The sequence below is a fragment of the Desulforhopalus glucosivorans genome (genome assembly GCF_054397165.1).
Genome location: NZ_AP044854.1, coordinates 1638927 through 1664912 on the forward strand (window position 1 = coordinate 1638927; position 25986 = coordinate 1664912).

Below are 25986 nucleotides of genomic sequence, written 5' to 3' on the forward strand. Positions count from 1 at the left end.
AATTGCCCTTGTATTCACATTTACTCAAATTCTCTTAAAGCACATAAGGCTGCATGAGCTTTTTCAGACTGAACAAAAATATGATCATGATAATAAGCAGCAATAACATTTGCGCTTATGTCATGTGAGGCAAGTTTGTTTGCAACGGCTGCTGTTAGACCTACTGCGTTGAGGCTTGAATGCACCGTTAATGTAATGTGCTTAAATGTAGTGTCATAGGATAGCTTTTCTGTCTCCGCGTCCTCAACGGCAAGAATGAGGGTTAATCCTTCATCTTCCATGAAAGAAGCTAAGGGATTCGTATGTGCATAATCTACTAGCTTGCCCCTGACTGTACAAAATACATATTCATTGTCACTCAGCTTTGGTGACATGGATTGTAATAACTCTTCAAGATCTGTAATTCCGGTCATTTAACACTATCCTATCCATAAAATTTGTAATTACATCGTTATTTAGATCGGTTGATGGCTGGGGTGCTCTCCTTGCCAGCAACGAAATTTCCTTCAATTTACATAGCGCAATTCTTCATCATATTCCCAGGAGACTATAACCTGAAGATTGTGTACCTGATTGCGTAAATTCTCAAACAATTCTCTAATCGAAGGTTTGTCGGCTTTATTGCCATCAACAACAGGGTCTGCAGTTATGACTTTAGCTCCTTCCGTGAATAGTTACGAAATTTTAATTTAATAAGATTAGGAGGCAATCTATTTATGAGCCTTTTGAGATGTTTAAATGGTGAGCGCGAACCTGGCTATCTTTATTCCATAGAACCAACAGTAATGAAGAAAAAATGGCGCAGGAGATAAGAGACCTTGCCTATAAGGAACTGATCTCAGATGTGCAATCAATAAAAAAAGAAATGAGTATCGTCAGTAAGGATATCAATAAAATTAGAAGAGGATTCTATTCATTCTCGAATACAACTGGGTCGATCATTCAGTTATTGAATTTATTGACAAACAGTATGGGTAAGAAAAAGTAGTATTGCTATTCCAAAATAGGGGTTGTCAAAAGCTATCACATTCTTTTGCAGGTGAATCTCATAAAACAAAAAAACGGCAACTATCGTGAGATAGTTGCCGTTTTTGGTCACTAGTGAGATGTTATAACCTAACTCACATTCTCAACCTTGGTCTCTTCAAAGTACTCTTCGAGCTTTTCCTGTGCCTGATCACCAAAAAGAATCTGACAGGCTTCGAGAAGTCCTGCAGAAGAATAAATGGTATCCCTGTGTTCAATGAGGGCAATCTTGGACCTTCTTCGAAGAAAATCTGACAGTTTTGTTATCATTTCACGTCTTGCAGCCTGGCGCAATTCACAACGCAGATACTCAGTACCTTTAATAAGTACTTCGGCCTGAGTCGGGTCTGCCTGAATCATTTCAAGTTGTTTGAAGGCTGAATCACCATACCTTCGCCAGAGCCGTGTTGACAAATTCTCTGAGGATTCTTTAGCCTTTAGATCATCAAGTCCTATGAGTTTTGCCTGATGCATAAATCTGGCTTTGGCTTTAGCATCGGGTTCTCCGTACCATTTATGCTGGGAGTATGGAACTTCGATCCCCATATTTTGGATGATTTCACAGACCTCATCACCAACATTAAGGCAGTCGGTTAGTTTTCCCCCAAAAATAGTAAGGAAACGATCCTTGTTGTTGACTTCAACAGCGTGTTTTCTGGAGAGTTGCATCCAGTCAGACTCTCCGCCGCCATCACCGGAAACAACCAGGGGCCTTACTCCGCATCGTTCTGCAATAATATCTGATTTCTGTAGCGGTTTCTCAAGTTTTAAGAGAGAGTTGATGTTGTTGAGGACAAATTCTCTATCTTCTTCAGTAACTTCTTTTGTAGGAGCATCTACTGGGGTGTCCGTTGTACCAATACAGGTTCGAACGCCCATTGGAATAACAAAGAACAATCTGCCGTCACTTGCGAAAAAAGCGAGCACTTTCTTACTTGGTGTAACCTTTTCAACGAGTAAATGGATCCCTTTAGATAGGATGATTCGGTGTTCAGTTTCTTGGTTAAGAGTGCTGTTTAAGTCATCGACCAGCGGTCCGGTGGAGTTAATCAAAGCCTTTGAACGAATGGTAAATTTCTCATCTGTGAGAACATTTTTGACTTCGCAAATCCAAAGCCCGTCGGCATCCTTTGTAGCGCTTTCCAGTTTAACATAGTTAGCACCAATACAGCCGGCTGTGAGGGCAGAACGGATAAAATTAAAAACAAATCTCGCATCATTGTCATGGAGGTAAGCGTCAGAGTATTCAAATCCACCCTGGGCGTTGTCAGTATCAATGACGGGTTCTTCTTTTCTTATGCGTTCTTTTGTAAGATACCTGGGCGTTTTTGTAAAACAACTCCCAATAAGCCAATAAAGCCATGTACCCATCCATATAAACACTGGAGGGAAGCGGAACCCCTTACTGATTGTTGTAAAAAAACGTATTTCACGTACGGTTGAAGGGTAATGCCTGATAAGATGGTTTCGTGACTTACAGAGTTTACGCACCAGCATAAACTCCAGGTTTTCCATATACTTTATACCACCCCATGCAAGATTAGATGATTCCTGGCTGGTCATTCCTGCAAAATCGCCCTGGTCAATGAGTGCGGTTTTAACGCCTTTTTGAGCTAGTGCCGCGGCTGAAACCGCTCCGTTAATACCACCTCCCACAACAAGTACATCAAAAGTTTCCCTTGATAATTTCTCAAGGTTTGTGGTTCTAAGCTGCATGGGTCTCGGGCCAGATGAACTGCTTGTTTTAAGTGTCATAAGTTGTGCCGGTTATTGTTTGTCGGTTAGAATTGTCAGTGCTAAACACGAGACTACAAAGTAGATTAATAACAACTCATTCATTTTTAGTTTTAATGAATGAATGAGGTGAAGGTACGTATCGCGGCTTTTTTTCCTTCAACTGCGCTTAAAACGTAAGCACAACTATACAAATTGACAAATCATATAATTACATAACTATCAGTTTATGTTGACTATAGGAAAAGATAATGATCTCAACTGATGGCAAAATGGTCACTTCGGCACAATTATCAATAAATTACGATTCCATAACCCGTCTTTTTCAAAACGCTGAAACGGAGGGGAGAGACACTCTTTTTGAGCATGAAACATATGAACTGCTCAAAAATAGCGGAGCAGAAACGCCTCCAGGAACCAGAATGCTTTCTAAGGGTACCAAGCCTACAGAGGCAGAACTCTTATCGCTATCAGGGGAAAAAGTAGTATTGAAGGTAGTCTCACCGACAATTATTCATAAGACCGAGGTGGGGGGTGTTAAAGTTGTTGAAAACAAAGCTGACAAGATACGTTCTGCGTGGCGGAGAATGATGTATGAGGTCCCTGAAACCTACGCTTCAATTATAGAAAAAAACCCCGAGCATGGCCCAGATAATTACCTTGGCCTTGTAGGTGAACAACTCCAGCAACAAATTGCACTGGATATACGGGGGGCTTTGATGGTTCAGTTTATGCCTCCTGATTCTGAAGCCTTTGGCAACGAACTGATTGTAGGCATCCGAAATACAAGAGAATTCGGTATGGTAATTAGCGCGGGCCTTGGGGGGACAGATACTGAACTGTATGCAGAACGATTTAGAAAGGGGCAGGCTGTAGTTGCAGCAGGCACAACAAACATTGATGGTGAAGAGTTCTTCTCGTTATTTCGTAATACGATTGGTTATAAAAAACTTGCAGGTCTCACACGGGGACAGCGACGGATTGTAACCGATGAGCAGATTGTTGAGTGTTTCTCCTCAATGATTGAAATAGCAAATTATTATTCTCCCAATAACCCGGAAGCTCCGTATGTGATAGAGGAGCTTGAAATTAATCCCTTCGCATTTACAGACTTTTTGATGATTCCACTGGATGGAATGTGCCGTTTTAAAGCACCTGAAACACTTCCGACGCCAAGACCATTTCAAAAAATCAAAAACCTGTTACAACCTCAGTCAATTGGAATTCTAGGTGTTTCTACCACAAGAGTAAATTTTGGCAGGGTTATTCTTGATAATATAATTGCTAATGGTTTTCTCAAAAAAAATATCCGTATAGTACGACCGGGTATGGACGAGTGTAATGGTATAAGGTGTGTTGCTGATCTAAAGGTTCTCGACATTAAACTCGATTTATTGGTTGTAGCACTTGCCTCGGAGCAACTGCCAGAAATTGTTTCAGCAGTTATTGAAAACAATTGCGCTGAAACCGTTATGCTCATCGCCGGAGGCATGGGGGAGACTGAGGAATCCATGGACCGCGCCAGTGAGGTTATGGAAAGTATTAATGTGGCTCGCATGAATAGGGATGGTGGGCCTGTTTTCTTAGGTGCCAACTGTTTAGGCGTGATTTCTCATCCAGGCAGGTTTGACACCTTGTTTATACCGGAGGTTAAGTTACCAAGAAAACGGGATGACAGACTACGTAACGCCGCTTTTGTCAGCCAGAGTGGTGCTTTTATGATAACGCGCCTAAGTAGACGGCCAGAGCTTGACCCCGCATATATGATTTCAATTGGTAATCAAAATGATCTCAGCTTGGGCGACATGCTAAATTACCTGAAAGACGACCCCGCAATTGATGTCATAGGCGTTTATGCTGAAGGCTTTAAAGACCTTGATGGCCTAAGCTTTACAACTGCAGTGAGAGCTGCAGTACTTGCGGGTAAGGATGTGATTTTTTACAAGGCTGGTCGGACACCAGAAGGGAAAATTGCCACCTCAGGTCATACGGCTTCACTTGCAGGTGATTATATGGTGTGCGAGTCCTGCGTAAGGCAAGCAGGTGGTATTGTGGCCCAGACATTTTCTCAATTTGAAGACTTGCTGGTTCTCTCCCAACGTCTCCATGATAAAAAAATTAATGGCAACCGATTGGCGGCGATAAGTGGTGCAGGTTTTGAAGCTGTAGGTATGGCTGATAACATCCTCTCAGATGACTTTGAGATGGGGCTGGCAGGTTTTAGCGAGTCTTCAGCATCAAAGCTTAAGGAACTCTTTAAAGAGAAGGGGTTAGATCGTTTAATAACTGTGCAAAACCCGCTTGATATTAATCCCGGCTCAGATGATGAGACCCATGTTCGCACCGCCGAAGTTTTAATCAGTGACCCAAATGTTGATGCAGTAGTTCTTGGTTTAGACCCTCTCTCTCCCGCCATGCTGACACTTGGTGATGATCACTCAGACAAATACAGTCTCTCTCTTCCAGAGAGTATTGCAGAAACCCTACCTGAATTGTGCAAGAGTGCAGACAAACCAATTGTTGGTATTGTTGATGGGGGACGCCTGTACGACGATCTTGTCGACGTTCTCACAGAAAAAGGTGTGGTTGTTTTCAGGTCATCAGATAGGGCGGTTCAAGTTCTTGCAATCTATATTGCAGGGCGTCTCTATGCCGAAAAAATGCAACAGCGCTTGCGTCTGATTGGGGAAGACGGGTGATCTGGTGATTAAGGACAACAGGATCTAGTAAAACACAATGCGACAGCACTTTCCTCCCCTCTATGGGGGCGATGAAAGTGCTGTATATCGTTGTGGATATGAACATGGAGTAAAACTGCTCGAAAGCTGAATGAGAGAACTACAAGGCAATCACCCCCAGATCAGTGCTGTTTAAAAGTGAAACCCTGGTTGATACGGCATTTAAAGCTATAAGGTGTATCATTTCATCAACAGTTGTGCAGCAGTCCTGAAGGATGGATACCTTGTATTTTCCCGCACTTTTTGAAATTGCAGTATGCGTTACACAGTTCTGAGTCATCATTCCGCATACAAGTAATTCCTGAACTCCAATGTTCTTAAGGGTCTCTTCTAGAGTAGTTTCGTGGAACGAGTCTGCATACGTTTTTATTATTACAGGAGCATCAGGAACAGCTTCAAGAATTGTGTTGTGAATATTAACACCATCGGTACCACTATTGAAAAATGGTGCAATCCCCTTGGCTTTGTCAGCGATGTGTTGGATAAGGATTACTGCAATTTGGTTATCCTGTGCAGATTTAATTGCAGATTCAATTCGATTGAGCGTCTCTTCACTATTCCATAGTGGGTAACTACCATTTTCAAAATAATCATTTTGTATATCAATTATGAGCAATGCTTTTTCCATGGTGCGATTCTCCTTATACTAGAGTTGTTTTCAATTTGTTATTCACAGTTTCTGTAATATATGATACGAGAGCACAAGGGTGAAGTGTCCAGCTGGACATTGTTGATGCCATTTACGCCAAACCGGATGGAACTATAAGTTTTCGAATAAGTTTTTTTGCAGGAAATTATTATGTTGAACATTGCAATATTGGCACTGGATAACTGCATCCAATCAACAGTCAGCGGACCTTTTGATATCTTCACCATTGCCGATATGCAGGTAAGAGAACTATTCAATCAAAACAATGGTTTTTGCAAGGTTGAAATAGTCGCACCATCAAAGGAGACAGTGATAGCTTTTAATGGCCTTAGCATTACTACCACTGCAACGATTTGTGATAACATACATTACGACATAGTTTTAACACCCGCTCTTTTAGGTGATTACCAGAAGACAATTGAAAATGAAGATATAATTGAGTGGCTTATAGCGCAGCATCAGTCAGGCACCTGTATTTGCAGCATATGCGCTAGTTCTTTTCTTGTTGCTCGTGCTGGGTTGTTGTCTGGTAAAAATGCTACCACCCACTGGGGGTTGACGGATAAGTTTAGAAAAGAATATCCAGACGTTATACTCAAGCCTGAAAAAATGCTCGTGGATGAGGGAGATGTCATCAGTGCAGGCGGAGTCACTGCGTATCTTGATTTATGTCTTTATATTATTCGAAAGTTTGGCTCACGCGAACTCGCTGTGTCTATTTCCAAGACCTTACTTATCGACAGTAACCGAGAAAGTCAGGCACCATATAGTAGGTACCAGCTCAATAAAAATCATGGCGACAAGAACATCCTATGCGCACAGAAATATATTGAGTCGGAGTACAAAAATGCCATATCTCTAGAAAATGTTGCAGAGAAGGCCATGTTGTCTATCAGGACCTTAAACAGAAGATTTAAGGCAAGTACCGGGGATACACCATCGGAGTATCTACAGGCTGTCCGTATTGAGGCCGCAAGATATTTGCTTGAATCTACAGCAGAATCAGTGGACGAAATTACCGTTAGCGTAGGCTATGAGGATACCAGCTCTTTTCGAAGACTCTTTAAAGCCCATACAAGACTTACTCCAACCGAATATAGAAAACGATTTTCAGCGTACAATTATGAATTGTAGCTATGGGTCAGTTGTTTTTTTTCTTAAAAAAGATGCCTCGTCTGATAGCCTCGATCAAAGGCCATTGATCCATATCTTTTATGTGGGAACGACCGATTACTCTCGGCATTAACCTGACAATGATTTCCATCCTGAGTTTACCCATGCTGAGAACTGTATTATCAAAATTCAGAAATACTAACAGAACAGACACGAAGGTTATATGAAGGATCATTTGCCCAAATATGGATGGCAAAAACGAGTAGTAGAAAAGAGATAATTGAGAAGAATTTACTCGTCATCCCATTGATACAAACGAAATAATAGAGACTCTATTATAAGTATTATGAACATTATCTTGACGATGGGCACTATATAATGGTTTCTTATTAGGTTTCTATTCGTAAGATTAGCGTACATTATTAACCCCGGTAAACGGGACGCAAAGCCTAGATAAGTGCCTTTGGGGCAACAATCAACACCACGATTGTAAATATTTTCCCTGAGTTTCTTTTTTTTACAGAAATTCAGGAGTAAGGCACTAATGTACGAAAAGGTAACGTATAAAACTGGCAAGTCCATACTGTATAATGTTTGTAGCCTAGGAATACTTTGTCAGCGTTACACAATTATTTGAACCTGAAGCTGTTTTGGATGTACTAGATGAGGGAATCCCTAAGGATTTTCTAGAAATGAATCACAGGGCGTTTGTTTATGATTTGTCCTTGGTTCGCAGTATCAGTACAAAAGATTTACCTGAATTTGAACCGGAGACACTATGAGTAAAATTAAAGTAAAAAATCCTATTGTTGAACTAGATGGCGATGAAATGACTCGCATCATCTGGGAGTTTATTAAAAATAAGCTGATTCTCCCATATCTTGATGTCGATCTTAAATACTATGATCTTGGCGTTGAAAAGCGTGATGAAACTGATGATCAGATTACAGTTGATGCTGCCAATGCAATTAAAAAATATGGGGTAGGGGTTAAGTGTGCCACAATTACTCCAGATGAAGCAAGGGTTGAAGAATTTAAGCTAAAAGAGATGTGGAGATCTCCAAACGGAACCATTCGAAATATCATAGGTGGAACTGTCTTCAGACAGCCTATCATATGTGAAAATATCCCACGCCTTGTTCCTGGTTGGAAAAAACCCATCGTCATTGGACGTCATGCTTTTGGTGATCAATACCGTGCAACGGATTTTCTTGTACCTGAGGCTGGAAAACTCACAATGACTTTTACTCCTGCATCAGGTGGCGACCCGGTTGAGTATGAGGTGTTCGATTTCCCGAGTAGTGGTTGCGCAATGGGTATGTATAATCTTGATGATTCCATTCGCGGGTTTGCCAGATCCTGTATGAACTATGGGTTGAATCTTGGCTGGCCAGTGTATCTTTCAACCAAGAACACCATTTTAAAGAAGTATGATGGCAGGTTTAAAGATCTCTTCGAAGAAGTGTATGAAAATGAGTTCAAAGACCAGTTTGAAACCGCTGGCATTACCTATGAGCATCGGTTGATTGATGATATGGTTGCGGCGGCAATGAAGTGGGAGGGCGGTTTTGTCTGGGCCTGTAAAAACTATGATGGTGATGTCCAGTCTGATACCGTCGCCCAGGGCTTTGGCTCTCTTGGTCTTATGACTTCGGTACTTATGACAGAAGATGGTAAGACTGTCGAGGCAGAAGCGGCCCATGGAACGGTTACCCGTCACTACCGTGAACATCAAAAAGGGAACGCAACGTCCACAAACCCAATTGCATCGATTTTTGCCTGGACGAGAGGGATCGCCTACCGTGGCAAATTTGATGACACTCCTGAAGTTGTTAAATTCGCAGAGACCTTAGAGCAGGTGTGTGTCGAGACCGTTGAGTCTGGTTTTATGACCAAGGATTTAGCCCTTCTTGTCGAAGGGGAACAGCCTTATCTGAGCACTGAAGAGTTTTTGGCAAAACTAGATGAAAACCTACAGGCCAAAATGGCCTAAGTAGTACCATTTAACACCCACTCAATCATCCAGATCATCTTGTAAGCCTGATATCTCGGGTGATTGAGGTTTTCACTTCCTTCTTGTTTTCCTTAAACGTTCTCCTCCACGTATCATTAACAGTTCAACAGGCAACTATTTACTGTAATTTAGAAGAGTTTTTGTGATACTGTTTTATTTAGCAGTATATTTCAGAGGCCTGATCAGCTGATTATTCTGTTAAATAACAAACATCGAAATTATACCAACATTTGTCAAATTGCAGTACAGGATGACGTTTTATGTTCCGACCATCACGATTGTTCTATTATATAGGTCTTATACTTTCCTTGTGCTGTATCATTCTTTCCCCTACAAACCCCGCATTTTCAGCTAACTACAATTTTGAACGGATCGATGGGAATGCAGGGCTTTATAAGCGTACCATAACTTGCGGACTTCAGGATAGGTTGGGCTATGTTTGGTTTGGTTCTGAAGATGGTTTATTACGCTATGATGGTTATGAATTTAAAGAATTTATCTACAACCCAGATGACATCAATTCTCTTTCAAGTAATCTTATCTACGCTCTATTAGAAGATCATAATGGAATGTTGTGGATCGGCACAGTGGGGGGAGGACTTAATAAGTACAATCCGAAAACTGGAACATTTACTCGCTATACCCATGATCCGGATGATCCCAAATCGCTATCTCATAATGGAGTTATCTCCCTTCTAGAAGACAGTAAAAACCGGATATGGGTTGGGACTGAAGGAGGAGGCCTTAATCTCTTTGACTCAAAAAGTGAAACCTTTGTTCGTTATAGACACGATCCGAATGATGAACAGTCCATTAGCTTTGATTCAATGTGGCATCTCTACGAGGATAAGAAGGGACTTATCTGGATCGGAACCTACGGAGGGGGGCTTAATATACTCGATCCAGATACCGGGAAATTCACATCCTACAGATATGACGCCAGCGATGAAACTTCAATTTCAAGTGATGTCGTCGGTTCGATCCTGGAGGATTCGAGAGGAAATATCTGGGTTGGTGGAATTAACGGGCTTAATCTGTTCTCATCTAAAACAAAATCCTTCACACGCTTTATTCATGACCCTGATAATCCTTTATCCATAGGTCATAATCATATTTGGGATATTTTAGAAGATGATAATGGTGATTTATGGTTCGGCAGCTTTGGAGGGGGCTTGAATCATCTGGATGTTGAAACAATGAAATTTACGTCCATAACCCATGTCGATCATGATCTGAGAAGTCTGAGTAGTAATCTAGTCTGGTTTGTTTTTAAATCAAAAGATGGCGTGATGTGGGTTGGAACCGATGGTGGAGGTCTTAATAAATTCATAGCCAGGACACGGTCGTTTAATCACTACACAGCGAGTAATGCAGAAACTGGAGACCTTGCCTATAGTGGCGTAAACGGTGTTGCAGAAGATAGAGCCGGTACGCTTTGGATGGCAAATGACGGGGGAGGGATTCAAAGTTTTAACCCAGAGAGTGGTGAATCTCAATTATTCACTAATAATCCCAAAAATCCTAACAGTCTCAGTAGTAACCTTACAGAAACGATATTGGTCGATCATAATGGTATAGTTTGGATTGGCACCTATAACGGTGGTTTAAACGCATACAATCCAAAGACAAAAACTTTTACTTGTTATGTACACAGTTCTGAAGATTCCACGTCTATTAGTGATAACAGGATATGGACCCTCTTTGAAGACTCTAACTATAATTTGTGGGTTGGAACCAGAAATGGCTTGAATCTTCTCGGTCCTGAAAGAAAGCAATTTAAACACTATCTTAATGAGCGTAACCACTCTGCGAGTCTTAGTGATAATGGAATCTGGTCCGTCTTTGAAGATAGTGAAGGGTCCATTTGGGTTGGTACAGATAATGGACTGAATAAAATGGTGGGTGAGAACAGATTTGAAAAATATTTTAACGATCCAAATGATGCCAACGGTCTAAGTCATAACACCACAACGGTGATATTTCAATCCGACACCAAATCTCTTTGGATAGGGACAAATGGGGGCCTCAACCGGCTCGAATTACCCACTGGTGCAATTACCAGATACACGGTTAATGACGGCCTTGCAAGTAACTCTATTCGAGGAATTTTGCAGGATAATGAAAAAAACCTGTGGATCACAACAGTTAAGGGGCTTACAAAATTTTCTCCTGAAAATTTGAGTTTTCAAACCTATCAGGCTAGGGATGGCCTGCAGGGCAGTGAATTCAGTCGTGCCCATCTACAACGTTCAGACGGAAGTATGGTAATCGGGGGAAGAAATGGAATTAACATTTTCTATCCTGAAAAAATAATAACAAATGACCATCAAGCGCCTCTTGTCCTCACGCGGTTTTATAAGTTCAACAGGGAAATCAATCCAGAAAGACATGTAAACCCCAACGAATCTATCGCTTTAGATTACACAGATACGGCAATCACCTTTGAGTTTGCAATTCTTGATTTCAACAACCCGAGTGCAAACAACTATTACTATAAACTTGAAGGTTTTGAAGAAGACTGGGTGACTGCGGGAAACAGGCATCACGCGTCTTATACCAACTTAAATGGCGGCCAATATGTGTTCAGGGTTAGAGCCTCAAATAACCATGGATTATTGAGCTCTTCGGAAATTTCCCTACCTATTACAGTAGAATTTCCTCCCTGGAAAAGGTGGTGGGCCTATGGAATATATCTTTGTATGCTCATGGCAATCTTACTTGGCTTTATTGAACTGAGGGCCAAACGAGATAAAGAACGTATAGCCAATGTTGAAAAAAATAATCGTAAACTTGCTTTAGAAGTCGAAGAAAGAAAAAAAGTAGAAAATGCACTGGTCCTAAGTGAACAACGTCTGCTCCTGGCCCTTGAGGCTGCTCAGGAGGGCATGTGGGAGTTTAATCCAACCACTGGATACGTTTATTATAGCGACACCTGGTTCACAATGCTTGGTTATGGTGTCAAAGATTTTGACCACACCTATGAAACCTGGACTAACCTCATCCACCCTGATGATATAGCAAAGGTACAAAGCAATCTGACTGGATACTTGGAAGGGTCAGATTCTCAGTATCATGTCGAATTCAGAATGCTCGCCAAAAACGGCGACTGGAAGTGGATTTTATCCACCGGCAAAGTCCAGGAGTTTGATGACTTAGGCAAACCCGAGCGGATGAGTGGTATCCATATGGATATAACATCCAGAAAAAATAGTGAAGATGAAAAACTACAGTTAGAGTCGGCACTACAGCATGCCTCAAAGATGGAAGCCATCGGCACCCTTGCCGGTGGTGTAGCCCATGATTTCAATAACATTTTATCGGCAATCGTTGGTTACTCGCAACTCGGTCTCCTTGAAGTAGAGAAAGAAACCTCGGTCCATAAGAAATTTGAAAGGATATTGCAAGCAGGTTATCGAGCAAGGGATCTTGTACAGCAGATTTTAACCTTTAGTAGAAAAGATAAACGCGTTTTGCAGCCAATCTTTTTAGGATCACTTATTGATGAAGCATTGCAGCTCATCCGCTCTACGCTGCCGGTGACTATCTCTATACAATCGGATATTGCACCGGATGTGAAACATATACTGGCTGACACAACACAAATGCATCAGGTGATAGTAAATCTCTGTACCAATGCAGCCCATGCAATGGAGAAAGAAGGCGGAGTCCTCACAGTAAAACTTCGAGAAAGATATCAGACAAAAAATGAAATTATGGGGCAGGTTTCGCTTCCCCAGGGCTTATATGCCGAACTAATAATTAAGGATACCGGTATGGGTATCCCTGATGAACATGTAGCCAATATATTTAACCCTTATTTTACAACAAAAGCCCAAGGGAAGGGGACTGGCTTAGGCCTGTCTGTTGTTCTAGGTATTGTTCAGAGTTGTGGCGGAACAATCAGGGTTGAGAGTAAACGTGGTAATGGTTCGACGTTTATTGTTCTTTTACCCGTTGTAGAAGATATTGAGACTACAGATATTGTAGAGACAAGGGGACAGGTAGAAGCAAAAGAATGTCGGGTTTTAGTGATAGATGATGAGGAGCCACTCGTTGATGTGCTTTCTCAACTCCTAAATGATATGGGAAATACGGTGGTTGCATTCCAGGATGCTGAAGCAGCTATAGCACTATTTAAAAAAGACCCACATAATTTTGATGTTGTTATAACAGATATGACGATGCCGCTGATGACCGGTGATAAGGTTGCTAAAGAATTAAAAGCGATACGTGCCGATATCCCAGTAATAATTTGCACTGGATATAGCAGCAGAACAATTGGTCATAGTATTAGTGAGCTAGGTGGTGACGCGCTGCTTATGAAGCCTGTGGAGCAGGAAAAATTATTAGAAACTATACACTCTGTACTCCGGTGATTCTTTCCTTAAGCTCGAATCAACTTGAAGTTTTTGCATCTGTTGCGAGTTGGCCACAGGCAGCAGAGATGTCGTCCCCCCGGCTGCTTCTGATAAAAACAGTGTAATGGGCATCCAGTAAAATTTTCTGAAAGGCAAGAATTCGTTTCTTATCTGCTCTTTTGTAGGGAAGGTCCGGACACTCATTATAGGAAAGTAAATTTATTTTACATGGTATGTCTTTAAGTTTTCTCACCAGCATTCGGGCGTCCATATCCGAATCGTTAATCCCTTTTAAAAGCGTATATTCAAACATAATACGCTTTCTTTTGCGCATTGGATAATCTTTACATGCCTGGAGAAGCTCATCTATATTATATCTATTGTTTACAGGCATTATGCTACTGCGCACCTTATCTGAAATTGCGTGGAGAGAAATAGCTAGATTTACATTAGTGTTCTCTCCTAACTCGCGAAGTTTTGGTACAATACCGCAGGTAGATACAGTGATTTTTCTGGCAGCAATATCAAGGCCCTTGTTGTGGGTTAAGACTGAGAGGGAGTCGAGAACATTTTTTAGATTGTTGAGTGGTTCCCCCATACCCATATAGACGACGTTGGTGACAAGCTTTGGCCCGAGGAGTTCGTCTTCTGGTTGGTCCAGCAGGTAGTCGCGAACAGCGCAGACCTGATTGACAATTTCAGCAACAGAAAGATTACGAACAAAACCCATGGTACCAGTGAGACAAAACGTGCAGCCCATGGCACACCCCACCTGAGAAGAAATGCATAGGGTATTTCTCTCCGGCTCTGGAATTAAAACAGACTCTAGAATATGTCCATCAAAAAGGCGAAAACCAAATTTGACACAGCCGTCGCTGGCCTTTTCAATGATCGGATCAGAGAACGATGAGATGTAAGCGTGTTCGTGGAGGTGTGACCTGAATACCTTCGCAAGATCGGTCATTTGATCAAAACTATTAATGCCATACCTGTAAAGCCAGCCCATTATCTGTTTCGCCCTGAAGCGTGACTGGCCAATACCCTCGATATATTCCACGAGTGCTTCTTCGGTATAGTTCTTTAAATCAATTTTTTTACTCATAGCCATAACTCTATAGTGCGCGTCGGTGTTCAGGTGTGGTTGTGATGGAACCCTCAATGGCCTTTGAAATCTGATCTAAGAGGAGTTGCTTGTCTTTTGGGAGCCGTCCTGCTAGAGGCAGGTAACTTGAAGCATGGTTGGCGTGAAACTGACAACGAATGCCTTCTAAATTATCAACAAGATGGTACAGCTCTTTTAATATATCTTTAGGAGAAAGCAGTTTGAAAGTACCCTTGTTGACCTCTTGAAAAAGTGGAGTATTCTCGAGGATCATCAATGTAAGCACCGCAACCTGATTGGGTTGCATACTGTTGAGTGTGCGAGCCGTTTCAAGGGCGTGCCCTTGAGAAAGGGCTTTTCCTCCAAGCCCAAGAAGAGCTGTTACTGAAAGAAACAGCCCTGCGGCTCTAACAGCGAGCCCTGCGGCTATCATCCCCTTGGCAGTTTCATTTTTATGGATATTTTGCAAGACTGTGTCACAGCCACTCTCAAGCCCCATGTATACACGATCAAGACCTAAGGACTTCAGCTCTTGAAGCTGAAATAGAGTTTTACTGCGTACCGCCTTTGCACTGCCATAAAGACTTACCTTATTTACCCAGGGAAGTGTCTTTTTAATCTCAGATAAGAGGGTGGTGAGTTTTTTTTGCGATAATATCAGCACATCCCCATCAGCAAGAAACAATCGTTTTTGTCTCTTGCAGTGGGCCTGAGCGAATTCCAGATCTTCTTTGACTATGGAAAGATCTTTAATAGCGAAAGGTTGATCCTTGTATGCGCCACAAAAGGTACATTTATTATGGGAACATCCGGTCGTCACCTGAAGGATGATTGAGTTGGCCTCGCTGGGCGGCCGGATGATATTTCCTTCGTAGTGCATTCTCTGTTTTATGCAGGGTTTGCAGCTGCAAATTCCTTCATGAAGGCTACGAGTTTTTCAACACCTTCTGTTGGAAACGCATTATAAATTGAGGCACGACAGCCTCCAATTGAGCGATGACCCTTAAGGCCATTAAGCCCAATTTGTGCGGCTTCAGCAATGAATTTTGCCTCCAGATCTGCAGTAGGAAGATTAAAAGCGATATTCATCAGAGAGCGGGATTCTTTTTCAGCATGACCTCTATAGTATTCGGTGCTGTCAATCATATCATAGAGGAGGGCGGCCTTTTCCTGATTTATCTTTTCAATTCCTTCAACACCACCCTGTTTTTTCAACCATTTCAGCACTTCGCCGACAACGTAGATAGGAAAACAGGGAGGCGTGTTAAACATTGAGCCTTTTTCAGCGTGGGTGGCATAGCTGAGCATGGTTGGTGTTCCTTCAGGGGTAGCATCCAAAAGGTTGTCTCGGACGATTACGATTGTAACACCAGCCGGGCCGAGATTTTTCTGCGCTCCTGCGAAAATGAGACCATATTTTGCTACATCAATTGGCCTTGAGAGAATATCGGAGCTCATATCGCAAACAAGCATTTTTTCACTCTGTGGAGCAGTCGCGAACTGAGTACCATAAATAGTATTATTGGATACGTAATAGAGATATTCAGAATCAATGGCTACCTGATACTCGTCATCTTTTGGCACTCTATTAAAACTTGCATCCTCACTGGAGTAGGGGACATCAATATCACCAAAGAGCTTTGCCTCTTTAATAGCTTTTTTGGCCCAGGTTCCTGTGTTAAGGTAGGTTGCTTTCTTGCCGTTACCCAAAAAATTCATAGGGACCATAAAGAACTGAGAAGAAGCTCCACCCTGGAGAAAAAGAACCTTGTAGTTTTCAGGAACGTTAAGCAATTCTCTTAGAAGCGCCTCAGCATCATCTGTCACCTTCATAAATTCTTTGGAGCGATGACTGGTTTCTATGAGGCCAATTCCAGTTTCCTGAAAATTAACCACATCTTTTCCAGCTTGTAGAAGTACTTCATATGGAAGGGTTGCAGGGCCGGGGCTAAAATTATAGACTCGATCAGTCATTATTTCGTCTCCTGTTATAGTGTGGTGAAAATTGAATAATATTTTATTTACGGGTAACTCGTTATTTTACAGAAACCTGACGTAGTGCCTCATATAAGACTATTCCAGCCGTCATGGCAAGATTTAGGCTTCGTATATTATTGTTTGGCATGGGAAGCGTGTAACACCTGTCATGGTACATATCGAGAGTTTCTTTTGGTAAGCCCTTTGTTTCTTTGCCAAAGATAAGGTATGAGCCTTCATGGTAGTCGGGTTCTGTATAGCTTGTCGTTGTCTTAGTGGTGAAAAAATAGAGATCAGTTTCTTTTTGGGCTGCTAAAAATTGCTCAAAACTATCCCAGTGTTTAATTTGTACATGTTTCCAATAATCCAGCCCAGCTCTTTTCAGGTGTTTGTCGTCTGTGCTAAACCCTAGAGGGTGGACAAGGTGCAGTACTGTGTTAGTTGCGCCGCAGAGTCTTGCAATTGACCCCGTGTTTGGTGGAATTTCGGGTTCAACAAGTACTATATTGAGTGGTGTATTACTTTCCATTGAATGTTTTATGTTATGTTAAGGAAAAGAGAAGTATCGTTTATAACCATTGCAATGGTATAAAACAATGCTAAATGAAGAGTTGAATAGAGATGAGTTACAGATTTTATTTGCAAAAGAGAATCAGATTTTTTCAATATGAGTAGTTCAGGGTGGTGCACTTATTGACTGGGATGGCTGATACTACAAAAAACGACATGAGATTGGCTATTGCTTTTTTCGGGCTAGTGCTTTTCTCTTTATCTATTTTTTTTGTCTCTAATGAGCTTGAAACTGCTGAGCCAGAGTCTTGCTTGATGCTGGATAGCAACTTGGGGCGGCTTGTAGAGGTAGAATGCACAACAAGTAGTCATGTATTGCAGGAAAATTTTACTACTCCTTCACTATCTGTTTTTTACTTTCAAAAAGTACCGGTAAATCAGGCGAGCTCAGAACTTTTGCAAACGGTTCCAGGTATAGGTCCTAGACTGGCTGAAGACATTATAGAGTATAGAACGGTTAATGGCCGATTTACAGGCATGGAATCAATTAAAACGTTACCAGGGGTAGGGGACAAACGTGCCAAATACCTGATGACACAACTTATAATTAATTAGTGGAAAATCAAGTTACTAAACCCCAAATACTGGTATTGATAGGACCGACTGCCATAGGTAAAACCGCATTGTCTTTGGAGTTAGCAGCCAAATTTGACTGTGAAATAATAAGTGTGGATTCCATGCAGGTGTACAGAAAAATGGATATCGGCACAGCAAAGGCGTCTATTGAAGAACGAACCTTAATCCCTCACCATCTTATAGACGTTGTTGACCCTCATGAAGATTATGACGCTGCAAGATTTGTAAAGGATGCTTCAGAATGTATAAAAGAAATTTTATCCAGGGAAAAACTTCCTCTACTCACAGGAGGAACAGGGTTATATATCAAATCATTACTTGAAGGAATCTTTCCTGAAGCACCTTCTAACCAGGATATCCGGGATATACTCAAAAACAGATTGAATACTGAAGGGTGTGATGTACTACATGAAGAGTTAAAGGTATGTGACAGTATATCAGCAGAAAAAGTGCATAAGAACGACACACAGCGATTATTAAGGGCCCTGGAAATATATCAGATAAGTGGCGTCCCCTGGTCTCAACACCTAGCCAACCAAAAGATGCAGGAATGCTCAGGAGGTCTTGATGTTGATGCTCTTCAGATTGGCCTGACGTGTGATCGGGAAAAATTATATCAAAGAATCAACTACAGATCTGAGTTGATGCTGGGTTCTGGTCTTGAAGAAGAAGTAAAGGGACTGCTGGGGCAAGGCTACGGACCAGAGTTGAAATCAATGGGTTCAATAGGCTATCGACATATGGTTGCGTATCTCAGGGGTGATTATGACAAAGCAGAAATGCTTCGGCTCCTGGCTCGAGATACAAGACGATATGCCAAACGTCAGTACACCTGGTTCAATAAAAACGAAAATATTCAATGGGTGGATGTTGATGATAAAGATGAGGTGTTCGAGATGGTCGGCAACTGGCGTCAGGGCGTATAAGATATTCAATGAACGATAATAATAGCATAAATATACCTGCCTTATGCAAGAGGCTTCTGAGTGCGAAGGGACTTGTGGAAGAGGCTGATATAGCCGATTTTTTATATCCAAAATTGCAAAACCTGCCACAGCCGGATCAAATGAAAGGTCTAATGGAGGCTGCCTCCCGTATTAAATACTACATTGAAAATGATCTTCAGATTGTGGTTTGGGGAGATTACGATGTCGATGGTACAACTTCCACAGGCTTGCTCGTTAATTTTTTTAGAGAACTAGGGGTAGCTGCAAAATATCACATACCTAATAGATTAACTGAAGGATATGGTTTAAATGTGGAGTGGTTGCAGGAGAATATCTCTGATTTTTTCTCACGTAAATTTTTACTTATAACCGTTGACTGTGGAATATCAAATGTCGATGAGATTGAGAGCATTAAAACCCTTGGAGGGGAAGTCGTCGTTACAGATCATCACTCTATCCCGCCTGGTGGTATCCCTCGTTGTATTGTCGTAAACCCTTCCCAGAAAGAATGCGGTTTTAATAGTGAAAAACTTGCAGGCGTCGGGGTGGCATTTTATCTGGCAGCTGCAGTGAGAAAGAGCCTGACAGATTCTAGTAAATGGTCGAAAAGGGCGTCTGGTTTACGTCTTAAAAACTACATGGCGTTCGTAGCTCTTGGGACCGTTGCTGATCTGGTTGAAATTACCCAAACAAATAGAATTCTGGTTAGAGCAGGGCTGGAGGCTCTGAAGACCACCGAATTTCCGGGATTAAAGGCCTTGCTGAGTTCATGTGGACTTTATGACCAAGAGATATCCTCTGAAGATATCGGTTTTTTAATTGGCCCGAAAATCAATGCTGCGGGACGCCTTGGCAGGAGTGATATTGCGATTGATCTGTTTTTGGCCGGAGATGAAAGCAAGGCTCGAGAGGGTGCTGAACAACTGGAACGACTCAATCAGAAACGAAAAAACATCTGCGAAGATGACCTATATCAAGCTTTAGAAAGTTGTTCTAAGTCGTTAATTCAAGAATCTTTTTGTTGTATATGTTCGGGGGAGTATCATCTGGGTGTGGCTGGTATTGTAGCATCACGTCTTGTGGAGGAGTTTAAGGTTCCCTCCATTGTTTTTGCCCAAGGTAGAGATGATAAAGGTGTTAAAGTTCTAAAAGGTTCAGTGCGATCAGTTGAGGGAATTAATGTTATTGAAGCACTTAATAACTGCAAGGAGCATATTGAAAAGTACGGTGGTCATGAAATGGCTGCTGGTTTAACCATACAACACGATTTTCTAGATCTCTTCAGTCAAAACTTCAGTAAGTATGTAAAAAAACAACTGGAAGGTCTAAATAAGAAACGAAAAATTACAAAAGCTACCGAAGCGAGCGTAGATGAAGTGATGGACAGTACTACCTTATCGTTTTTGACACACTTTGAGCCGTACGGACCAGGAAATGAATCGCCAATATTTTTAGATAGAAATACGAAAGTGGTACAGGCTAAGACGGTCGGTAAATTGAATTCTCATTTAAATCTTATCATTCGTGGCGAATATTCAAACTACAAAGGGATAGGTTTCAATCTCGGTGATAGGGTCTCTATTGTTCAGGAAAATCCTGAGAGCACAATTTATTTCGCACCAACAAAAAACAGATACAGAGGAACTGTAAGCTGGCAGTTGCGAGTTGTGGATTTAATTTAATGGGTTTTGGTGTGTTCTGCATCAATTGCAGTTAGCTAGACGATCCATATCATTTTAATAGCTGTTATCACACTATATTAAAATATATAAACATAATATACATTATGCGACATTGTGTAGTTTTGTCGGATTCACCCTCTGGGAAGTATCTCTGGTTTCTATTATTTACTAAAAGTGCTATATAGAGGATCTTCCTTGCTTTTGTTCATGGTTCAGTCCTGCAGTCTCTGTTCAATGTAACCACCTGTTTGCAGCAAGATAAAAGATAAAGTTAATCTTACATGGAGTTTATATATGTCTCGGGAAATCTATCAGGAGCCTCTTGTTAGTCGTTATACCAGTAGAGAAATGCAGGAACTTTTCTCTGAAAAAACCAAATTCACAACCTGGAGACGTTGTTGGGTTGCTCTAGCTGAGGCGCAGCTAGAATTAGGTCTTACTTCCATTGTTTCTGAGGAAATGGTTCAGGAGATGCGGGACAACGTTACAAATATTGATTATGACGTTGCTGCTGAGAAAGAAAAAGAGATTCGGCATGATGTGATGGCTCACGTCTATGAATTTGGCTTAAAATGCCCTAAAGCTGCCGGGATTATTCATCTGGGGGCCACCTCTCAATATGTCGTTTGTAATACAGATCTTATCGTGCAGAAAAAAGCTATGGAATTGATTCGTGGCGCTATTCTTCAGGTTATAAAAAACCTGGCATCGTTTTGCGATAGATATAAGGGCCTCCCTACCCTTGGGTTTACCCATTATCAGCCCGCCCAGCCGACAACTGTTGGTAAAAGAAACACTCTTTACCTGCAAGATCTCATAATGGACCTTGAGTATGTAGAGCATTTCCTTGGCACTATCAAGGCCCGTGGAGCAAAAGGAACTGTCGGTACACAGGCTACTTTTATAGAATTATTTAAAGGCGATCACGGCAAGGTTCGTGCCCTTGATAAGCTCGTTGCTGAAAAGCTTGGTTTTGAAGACACTTTTGCAGTTACCGGCCAAACCTATTCAAGAAAGCTGGATATGAAGCTTGCCGAGACTCTTGCAGGCGTAGGGGCAACAGCCCATAAGTTTGCTGTAGACCTGCGATTATTATCTAACTTGAAAGTTCAGGAAGAGCCTTTTGAGGCTAAGCAGACAGGATCTTCCGCCATGGCGTATAAAAGAAATCCTATGCGCTCAGAACGTTTAACTGGTCTTGCTCGAAAACTGATGAACCTGCCGCAAAACTTTAGCTCTACCTACTCCAATCAATGGTTTGAGCGTACTCTTGATGATTCTGCCATTCGTAGAATGGATATCCCACAATGCTTTTTGTTGACCGATGCGATACTGAAGCTTTTTGTAAATATCACCTCGGATATGGTTGTATTTCCAAATCAAATCAAGAAGCACCTCGCAGCCGAACTTCCTTTCATGGCGACAGAAAAAATTCTGATGGAAGCCGTCGAAAAAGGTGAAAGCAGGCAGGAAATGCATGAGGTTGTAAAAGAACATTCCCTTGCCTCTGGAAAAGTTGTCAAGGAACAGGGGGGAGACAACGACCTTATTAGTCGCCTGGCTGCTGACGATCGTATTCCATTTGAATTAAAGGAATTAGAGGCGATGATCAGTGATTATTCTCAATTCACAGGCCGCGCTGAACAGCAGACTGAGGAATTTCTTGCTGAAGTGGTCTCCCCTCTTTTGACTGCAAATGAGAATAATATGACAAAAGTGGATTCCTCATTAAATGTGTAACAGTGAATGTAAGCCTATACTTGAGCCTCTGTTTTTAAGGATATCTCCTGACAGGTTTCATTATCTTAAATTTGTAATAGAGGCCTATGACAACCTCGCTATTCTCTCAAGTGTGGATAGTAGAGAGGGAGTAGTCGTGCTACGCTACTCTCAGGGGCATAGAACTGAGCTTTTTGCACTTGTCACCAGTATTTCTGACCAATTAGTGTCATAATAACTCACTTATTAAAGTGGAATTATCAATGTAGTATTCAGATATGGAAAATAAACAGTTTTTTATAAAGACCTTTGGTTGCCAGATGAACGAAAGGGACTCTGAGATAATGGCTCAGTCATTATCTCGGTTCGGTTACGTTGAAGGTATGGATATTCAAGAAGCAGATCTTGTTATCCTCAATACCTGTTCAATTCGTGCCAAGGCTGAACAAAAAGTTATGAGTCTTCTTGGATATCTTAGAAAATCCAAAGAAAAGCGCCCAGCGATGAAGATTTGTGTTGCTGGCTGTGTTGCTCAGCAGGAAGGGAAAACAATTATCGATCGTATGCCCCATGTGGATCTGATAATTGGTACCCAGAATATTTATCAGATTGGTGAGTATTTGATCGGTGCAGAGCGGGGAGAAAGCAGAGTTATTACCTCAATGGAAGATAATTATAACATTCCTAAATTTCTTCCTGATGTCCCCTCCTCTTCTGAGTCAGCAAGCACTGAAACTGCAGGATTTCAACATAGTCGTTTTGTGACCATCATGCAGGGGTGTAATAATTACTGTACCTACTGCGTTGTCCCCTACACCAGAGGGAGGGAAGTGAGCAGGAAAGCTCAGGATATTGTTGATGAGGTTACAGTTCTTGTTCAGGGCGGAGTGAAAGAGATTACTCTTCTTGGGCAAAATGTTAACTCCTATGCCCGTACCAATAGGGTTTGTCCGGATAATAGTAACTATAACTTTTCAGAACTGCTCCGTCAGGTTGCGAAGGTCGAAGGTTTAAAGAGGTTGCGGTTTACCACTTCTAACCCTAAAGATTTAACTGATGAGTTGATGTCATGCTTTCGTGATGTTGATATTCTTTGCCCCCAATTTCATCTTCCGGTTCAAGCCGGTTCAGATGATGTCCTGAAGGCAATGAATCGTAAGTACACCATTGAACAGTATCTTGGTCAAGTCAAGAAACTACGTGAATATTGCCCTTCAATTGCCCTTTCCACCGACATTATTGTCGGATTTCCAGGTGAGACTGACGAAGATTTTGACGGCACCATGGAACTTCTTGAAACTGTTCGCTATCACGGATCATTCTCTTTTAAATACTCGGACAGACCGGGCACCCGTTCCAGTGAGTTTGACAATAAGGTCGATGAAGAAGTTAAGTCTGAGCGCCTTGCCAGGTTTCAAGCGCGGCAGGATGAAATCAGTCTCGAACGCAATGAAGAATTTGTAGGCCAGATTAAAGAAATTATGGTCGAGTCAGTTTCTGCAGACAGTGTAAAGGGGCGAACTGAAACGAACCATATTGTTCATATTAATGAACCTGTATCTGTAAAAGCAGGTGAGTTTTTGAGTGTCAAAATCAATTTTGCAGGACAACACTCTCTAAAAGGTGAATTGGTTTAGTGTGACGGTGAACTTCTGCAACTTGTCTAAATATGGGCACAAAAAAAGGAGTTAAGCTGTTTATACAGTTAACTCCTTTTTTATAAAAATCATTCCTCTTTTGGTTCTGTGGGCGGTACTTCTTTAGGTTGATCATTATCCTGGTCAAGGCCTGGTAGAGGCAGATTTCTTTTTACAGGAGATTCCTGGGGTCCTGTGGCTGGAGAAACCCTGCGAACAACCCTGGTGGAAATTCGTTTTCCTTTTGCAGCTGCATTTTTAATTAAAAAGTCGTCAAAGGAAATATCTAAATTGTTCGTCCTTGCCCGTGAAGATGGCATAAGGTTTACACGAGCGTATTGGCCTTCCCCAAAAGACATGTAGGTGATTTTTGACCTTTTATGCTGTGCAAACAGTCTATACTCTTTCTCCAGTATAAAACTCGGGGTTTTAAAACGTTTTGCATAGGTGAAGTTTTCAGCTCCATCTCTGTAGAGTATATTGAAAATGCATTTCTTTTGTACAATACCAACCCATTCAAGCTCATCTCCAGCGTAAAACTTTTCACTTACCGGAATAAATTTATAAAGACCATTCTTATAGATGAGTAGTAGCTTGTCGTACTCAGAACAGGTGACACTTAAGTCTTCTTTTTCATCCTCTTCTTTGACCTGGGTGCCGATAAACCCCGATTGCCTATTGTAGACAACGTTAAGGTTTGCAAGAGCCGCCTTTCTAAAACTTACCTCGGAAAAGCTCGTTAATTCAGTGAGTCGAGGGTAGTAGTCACCGTATTTGGCGAGGATGTCATCAATAAAGTTGATTGTATAACTGGTAATATCTTTAAGTGATTTTTTAATCGCCCTGATTTGTTTGCGAATATCTTTTATCTCTTTGAGCTGTTTGTTAATGTCATATCTAGATATTCGCTTTATTCGAATTTCAAGGAGTCTTTCAATGTCCTCTTGAGTTGGTGGTCGTAACAGTTCTTTACTAAAATCAAGCAGTGCTGTATCAACACTTGCAACGACCGCTTTGTAACTGGTTTCTTCTTCTATGTTTTTGTAGAGTCGTTCTTCGATGAAGATCTGCTCAAGGAGCCTTGAATGAAGTTTGTCTTCAAGCTTTGAAAGTTGAATTTCCAGCTCTCTTTGTAGGTCATCTCTTAATTTGTGGGTGTTTTGGGTGATAACATCCGTTACTGTGGTGGTCTCCGGAGTGTTGCCGTTTATAAGAGTGAGATTAGGAGTAATTGCAACTTCACAATCGGTGAAAGCATAGAGCGCTTTGATTGTGTCTTTGGCGTAGACTCCCCGGGCAAGTTTTATTTCTATTTCAACTTCTTCGGCCGTATAGTCGTTGATTGAAACAATTTTAATTTTCCCCGATTTTGCAGCCTTTTCTATTGAATCGGTCAGAGATTGAGTCGTCGTTGTATATGGTATCTCTTTTATGATAATTGTTTTTTCATTGAGCTCTTCCATCCGAGCCCTGCATCTGACCTTGCCATTGCCATCATCATAGTTTGCGTAATCGAGCAATCCTTTTTGTGGAAAATCAGGATAAAGGGTGAATTCCTGATCCTGCAATACACACTTTTGTGCATCAAGCAGTTCGCAAAAATTATGGGGCAGTATCTTGGTGGCCATACCAACAGCTATACCATCCGCGCCCATGAGTAACAGTAATGGAAGTCTTGATGGCAGTGTAACCGGTTCTTGCATCCGGCCATCGTAGGAGTCGATAAATTCGGTTAGATCTTTATTGAACAGGATGTCTTTTGCAAGTGGGGAAAGTCGACACTCAATATACCTTGCTGCAGAAGCTCTATCACCAGTGAAAATATTACCAAAATTCCCCTGACGATCGATGAGAAAACCTTTGTTTGCAAGGTTTACAAGGGCGGCAAAGATGGACTGGTCGCCATGGGGGTGCAACTTCATTGTCTCCCCCACTACGTTTGCAACTTTATGAAAACGACCATCCTCCATATTGTACAAGGTCTGCAGGATGCGTCGTTGTACAGGTTTTAAACCATCTTCTATCGCAGGGATAGCACGATCACGAATAACATAGGAGGTATATTCTAAGAAATTCTCATCAAAAAGCTGGTGCAGTTTCCCGGGGTGATTGTCCATAATAATGTATCTAATCGGTAATGATTT

At 41.6% G+C, this 25986-nt stretch carries 18 protein-coding genes; 10 read left to right on the top strand and 8 right to left on the bottom strand.

Features of this window, described 5'->3' with window-relative positions:
- Positions 1 to 20 precede the first annotated feature (20 nt).
- A complete protein-coding gene (locus ACX6CI_RS07000; protein WP_458777447.1) occupies positions 21 to 413 on the bottom strand; it encodes an ACT domain-containing protein in 393 nt (130 codons plus the stop codon).
- 703 nt (positions 414 to 1116) lie between these two features.
- Positions 1117 to 2742, bottom strand: coding sequence for an FAD-dependent oxidoreductase (locus tag ACX6CI_RS07005; protein WP_458778446.1), 1626 nt, complete (start codon positions 2740 to 2742; stop codon positions 1117 to 1119).
- A gap of 269 nt (positions 2743 to 3011) precedes the next feature.
- Here ACX6CI_RS07005 and ACX6CI_RS07010 point away from each other — a divergent pair, with 269 nt between their 5' ends.
- Entirely contained in the window at positions 3012 to 5459 is a 2448-nt protein-coding gene (locus ACX6CI_RS07010; RefSeq protein WP_458777448.1) for an acetate--CoA ligase family protein, read from the top strand.
- 139 nt (positions 5460 to 5598) lie between these two features.
- Here ACX6CI_RS07010 and ACX6CI_RS07015 read toward each other — a convergent pair whose 3' ends face one another.
- Positions 5599 to 6126 (bottom strand): cysteine hydrolase family protein, encoded by a 528-nt coding sequence (locus tag ACX6CI_RS07015; RefSeq protein ID WP_458777449.1) that lies wholly within the window; start codon positions 6124 to 6126, stop codon positions 5599 to 5601.
- A gap of 171 nt (positions 6127 to 6297) precedes the next feature.
- Here ACX6CI_RS07015 and ACX6CI_RS07020 point away from each other — a divergent pair, with 171 nt between their 5' ends.
- The 3 genes from ACX6CI_RS07020 to ACX6CI_RS07030 all read left to right on the top strand — a co-directional run bounded on the left by ACX6CI_RS07020 (position 6298) and on the right by ACX6CI_RS07030 (position 13650).
- Entirely contained in the window at positions 6298 to 7281 is a 984-nt protein-coding gene (locus tag ACX6CI_RS07020) for a GlxA family transcriptional regulator (RefSeq protein ID WP_458777450.1), read from the top strand.
- A gap of 757 nt (positions 7282 to 8038) precedes the next feature.
- On the top strand, positions 8039 to 9253 hold the full coding sequence (locus ACX6CI_RS07025) for an NADP-dependent isocitrate dehydrogenase (RefSeq protein ID WP_458777451.1): 1215 nt from the start codon (positions 8039 to 8041) through the stop codon (positions 9251 to 9253).
- A gap of 281 nt (positions 9254 to 9534) precedes the next feature.
- Positions 9535 to 13650, top strand: a complete 4116-nt coding sequence (locus ACX6CI_RS07030) for a two-component regulator propeller domain-containing protein (protein ID WP_458777452.1) — start codon at positions 9535 to 9537, stop codon at positions 13648 to 13650.
- A gap of 19 nt (positions 13651 to 13669) precedes the next feature.
- On the opposite strand, the gene rlmN is transcribed toward ACX6CI_RS07030, so the two are convergent.
- The 4 genes from rlmN to ACX6CI_RS07050 form a co-directional block, all read right to left on the bottom strand.
- The gene (rlmN, locus tag ACX6CI_RS07035; RefSeq protein ID WP_458777453.1) at positions 13670 to 14734 is read right to left on the bottom strand and encodes a 23S rRNA (adenine(2503)-C(2))-methyltransferase RlmN; all 1065 of its coding nucleotides are present in this window, start codon (positions 14732 to 14734) and stop codon (positions 13670 to 13672) included.
- A gap of 10 nt (positions 14735 to 14744) precedes the next feature.
- Entirely contained in the window at positions 14745 to 15614 is an 870-nt protein-coding gene (locus ACX6CI_RS07040; RefSeq protein ID WP_458777454.1) for a radical SAM protein, read from the bottom strand.
- A gap of 8 nt (positions 15615 to 15622) precedes the next feature.
- Entirely contained in the window at positions 15623 to 16708 is a 1086-nt protein-coding gene (gene serC / locus ACX6CI_RS07045) for a 3-phosphoserine/phosphohydroxythreonine transaminase (RefSeq protein WP_458777455.1), read from the bottom strand.
- A 61-nt stretch (positions 16709 to 16769) separates the two neighbouring features.
- Complete coding sequence (locus tag ACX6CI_RS07050; protein ID WP_458777456.1) at positions 16770 to 17240, bottom strand: tRNA (cytidine(34)-2'-O)-methyltransferase; 471 nt, start codon at positions 17238 to 17240, stop codon at positions 16770 to 16772.
- A 173-nt stretch (positions 17241 to 17413) separates the two neighbouring features.
- Here ACX6CI_RS07050 and ACX6CI_RS07055 point away from each other — a divergent pair, with 173 nt between their 5' ends.
- The 6 genes from ACX6CI_RS07055 to miaB all read left to right on the top strand — a co-directional run bounded on the left by ACX6CI_RS07055 (position 17414) and on the right by miaB (position 23842).
- Complete coding sequence (locus tag ACX6CI_RS07055; RefSeq protein WP_458777457.1) at positions 17414 to 17836, top strand: ComEA family DNA-binding protein; 423 nt, start codon at positions 17414 to 17416, stop codon at positions 17834 to 17836.
- Positions 17836 to 18783 carry a tRNA (adenosine(37)-N6)-dimethylallyltransferase MiaA gene (miaA, locus tag ACX6CI_RS07060; protein ID WP_458777458.1) on the top strand — a complete coding sequence of 316 codons (948 nt, stop codon included), beginning with the start codon at positions 17836 to 17838 and terminating at the stop codon, positions 18781 to 18783. The genes ACX6CI_RS07055 and miaA overlap by 1 nt, the downstream gene beginning before the upstream one ends.
- Positions 18784 to 18791: 8 nt before the next feature.
- Complete coding sequence (gene recJ / locus ACX6CI_RS07065) at positions 18792 to 20486, top strand: single-stranded-DNA-specific exonuclease RecJ (RefSeq protein WP_458777459.1); 1695 nt, start codon at positions 18792 to 18794, stop codon at positions 20484 to 20486.
- A 294-nt stretch (positions 20487 to 20780) separates the two neighbouring features.
- Positions 20781 to 22226 (top strand): adenylosuccinate lyase, encoded by a 1446-nt coding sequence (gene purB / locus ACX6CI_RS07070; protein ID WP_458777460.1) that lies wholly within the window; start codon positions 20781 to 20783, stop codon positions 22224 to 22226.
- Positions 22219 to 22440: a DUF4911 domain-containing protein gene (locus ACX6CI_RS07075; RefSeq protein ID WP_458777461.1), complete on the top strand. Its 222-nt coding sequence runs from the start codon at positions 22219 to 22221 to the stop codon at positions 22438 to 22440. Before purB ends, ACX6CI_RS07075 begins: the two co-directional genes overlap by 8 nt.
- A 43-nt stretch (positions 22441 to 22483) precedes the next feature.
- The gene (gene miaB / locus ACX6CI_RS07080) at positions 22484 to 23842 is read left to right on the top strand and encodes a tRNA (N6-isopentenyl adenosine(37)-C2)-methylthiotransferase MiaB (RefSeq protein WP_458777462.1); all 1359 of its coding nucleotides are present in this window, start codon (positions 22484 to 22486) and stop codon (positions 23840 to 23842) included.
- Positions 23843 to 23931: 89 nt separating this feature from the next.
- Here the strand turns inward: miaB and ACX6CI_RS07085 are convergent, their stop codons facing one another.
- Entirely contained in the window at positions 23932 to 25959 is a 2028-nt protein-coding gene (locus tag ACX6CI_RS07085) for a DNA topoisomerase IV subunit A (protein WP_458777463.1), read from the bottom strand.
- Positions 25960 to 25986 lie beyond the last annotated feature (27 nt).

Coding starts and splice junctions, on each gene's coding strand:
- ACX6CI_RS07050 (WP_458777456.1), bottom strand. CDS start 17,240: ATGGAAAGTAATACACCACTCAATATAGTACTTGTTGAACCCGAAATT.
- ACX6CI_RS07030 (WP_458777452.1), top strand. CDS start 9,535: ATGTTCCGACCATCACGATTGTTCTATTATATAGGTCTTATACTTTCC.
- ACX6CI_RS07040 (WP_458777454.1), bottom strand. CDS start 15,614: ATGCACTACGAAGGAAATATCATCCGGCCGCCCAGCGAGGCCAACTCA.
- ACX6CI_RS07020 (WP_458777450.1), top strand. CDS start 6,298: ATGTTGAACATTGCAATATTGGCACTGGATAACTGCATCCAATCAACA.
- ACX6CI_RS07005 (WP_458778446.1), bottom strand. CDS start 2,742: ATGCAGCTTAGAACCACAAACCTTGAGAAATTATCAAGGGAAACTTTT.
- ACX6CI_RS07010 (WP_458777448.1), top strand. CDS start 3,012: ATGATCTCAACTGATGGCAAAATGGTCACTTCGGCACAATTATCAATA.
- serC (WP_458777455.1), bottom strand. CDS start 16,708: ATGACTGATCGAGTCTATAATTTTAGCCCCGGCCCTGCAACCCTTCCA.
- recJ (WP_458777459.1), top strand. CDS start 18,792: ATGAACGATAATAATAGCATAAATATACCTGCCTTATGCAAGAGGCTT.
- ACX6CI_RS07015 (WP_458777449.1), bottom strand. CDS start 6,126: ATGGAAAAAGCATTGCTCATAATTGATATACAAAATGATTATTTTGAA.
- ACX6CI_RS07025 (WP_458777451.1), top strand. CDS start 8,039: ATGAGTAAAATTAAAGTAAAAAATCCTATTGTTGAACTAGATGGCGAT.
- ACX6CI_RS07085 (WP_458777463.1), bottom strand. CDS start 25,959: ATGGACAATCACCCCGGGAAACTGCACCAGCTTTTTGATGAGAATTTC.
- rlmN (WP_458777453.1), bottom strand. CDS start 14,734: ATGAGTAAAAAAATTGATTTAAAGAACTATACCGAAGAAGCACTCGTG.
- ACX6CI_RS07075 (WP_458777461.1), top strand. CDS start 22,219: ATGTGTAACAGTGAATGTAAGCCTATACTTGAGCCTCTGTTTTTAAGG.
- ACX6CI_RS07055 (WP_458777457.1), top strand. CDS start 17,414: ATGGCTGATACTACAAAAAACGACATGAGATTGGCTATTGCTTTTTTC.
- purB (WP_458777460.1), top strand. CDS start 20,781: ATGTCTCGGGAAATCTATCAGGAGCCTCTTGTTAGTCGTTATACCAGT.
- ACX6CI_RS07000 (WP_458777447.1), bottom strand. CDS start 413: ATGACCGGAATTACAGATCTTGAAGAGTTATTACAATCCATGTCACCA.
- miaB (WP_458777462.1), top strand. CDS start 22,484: ATGGAAAATAAACAGTTTTTTATAAAGACCTTTGGTTGCCAGATGAAC.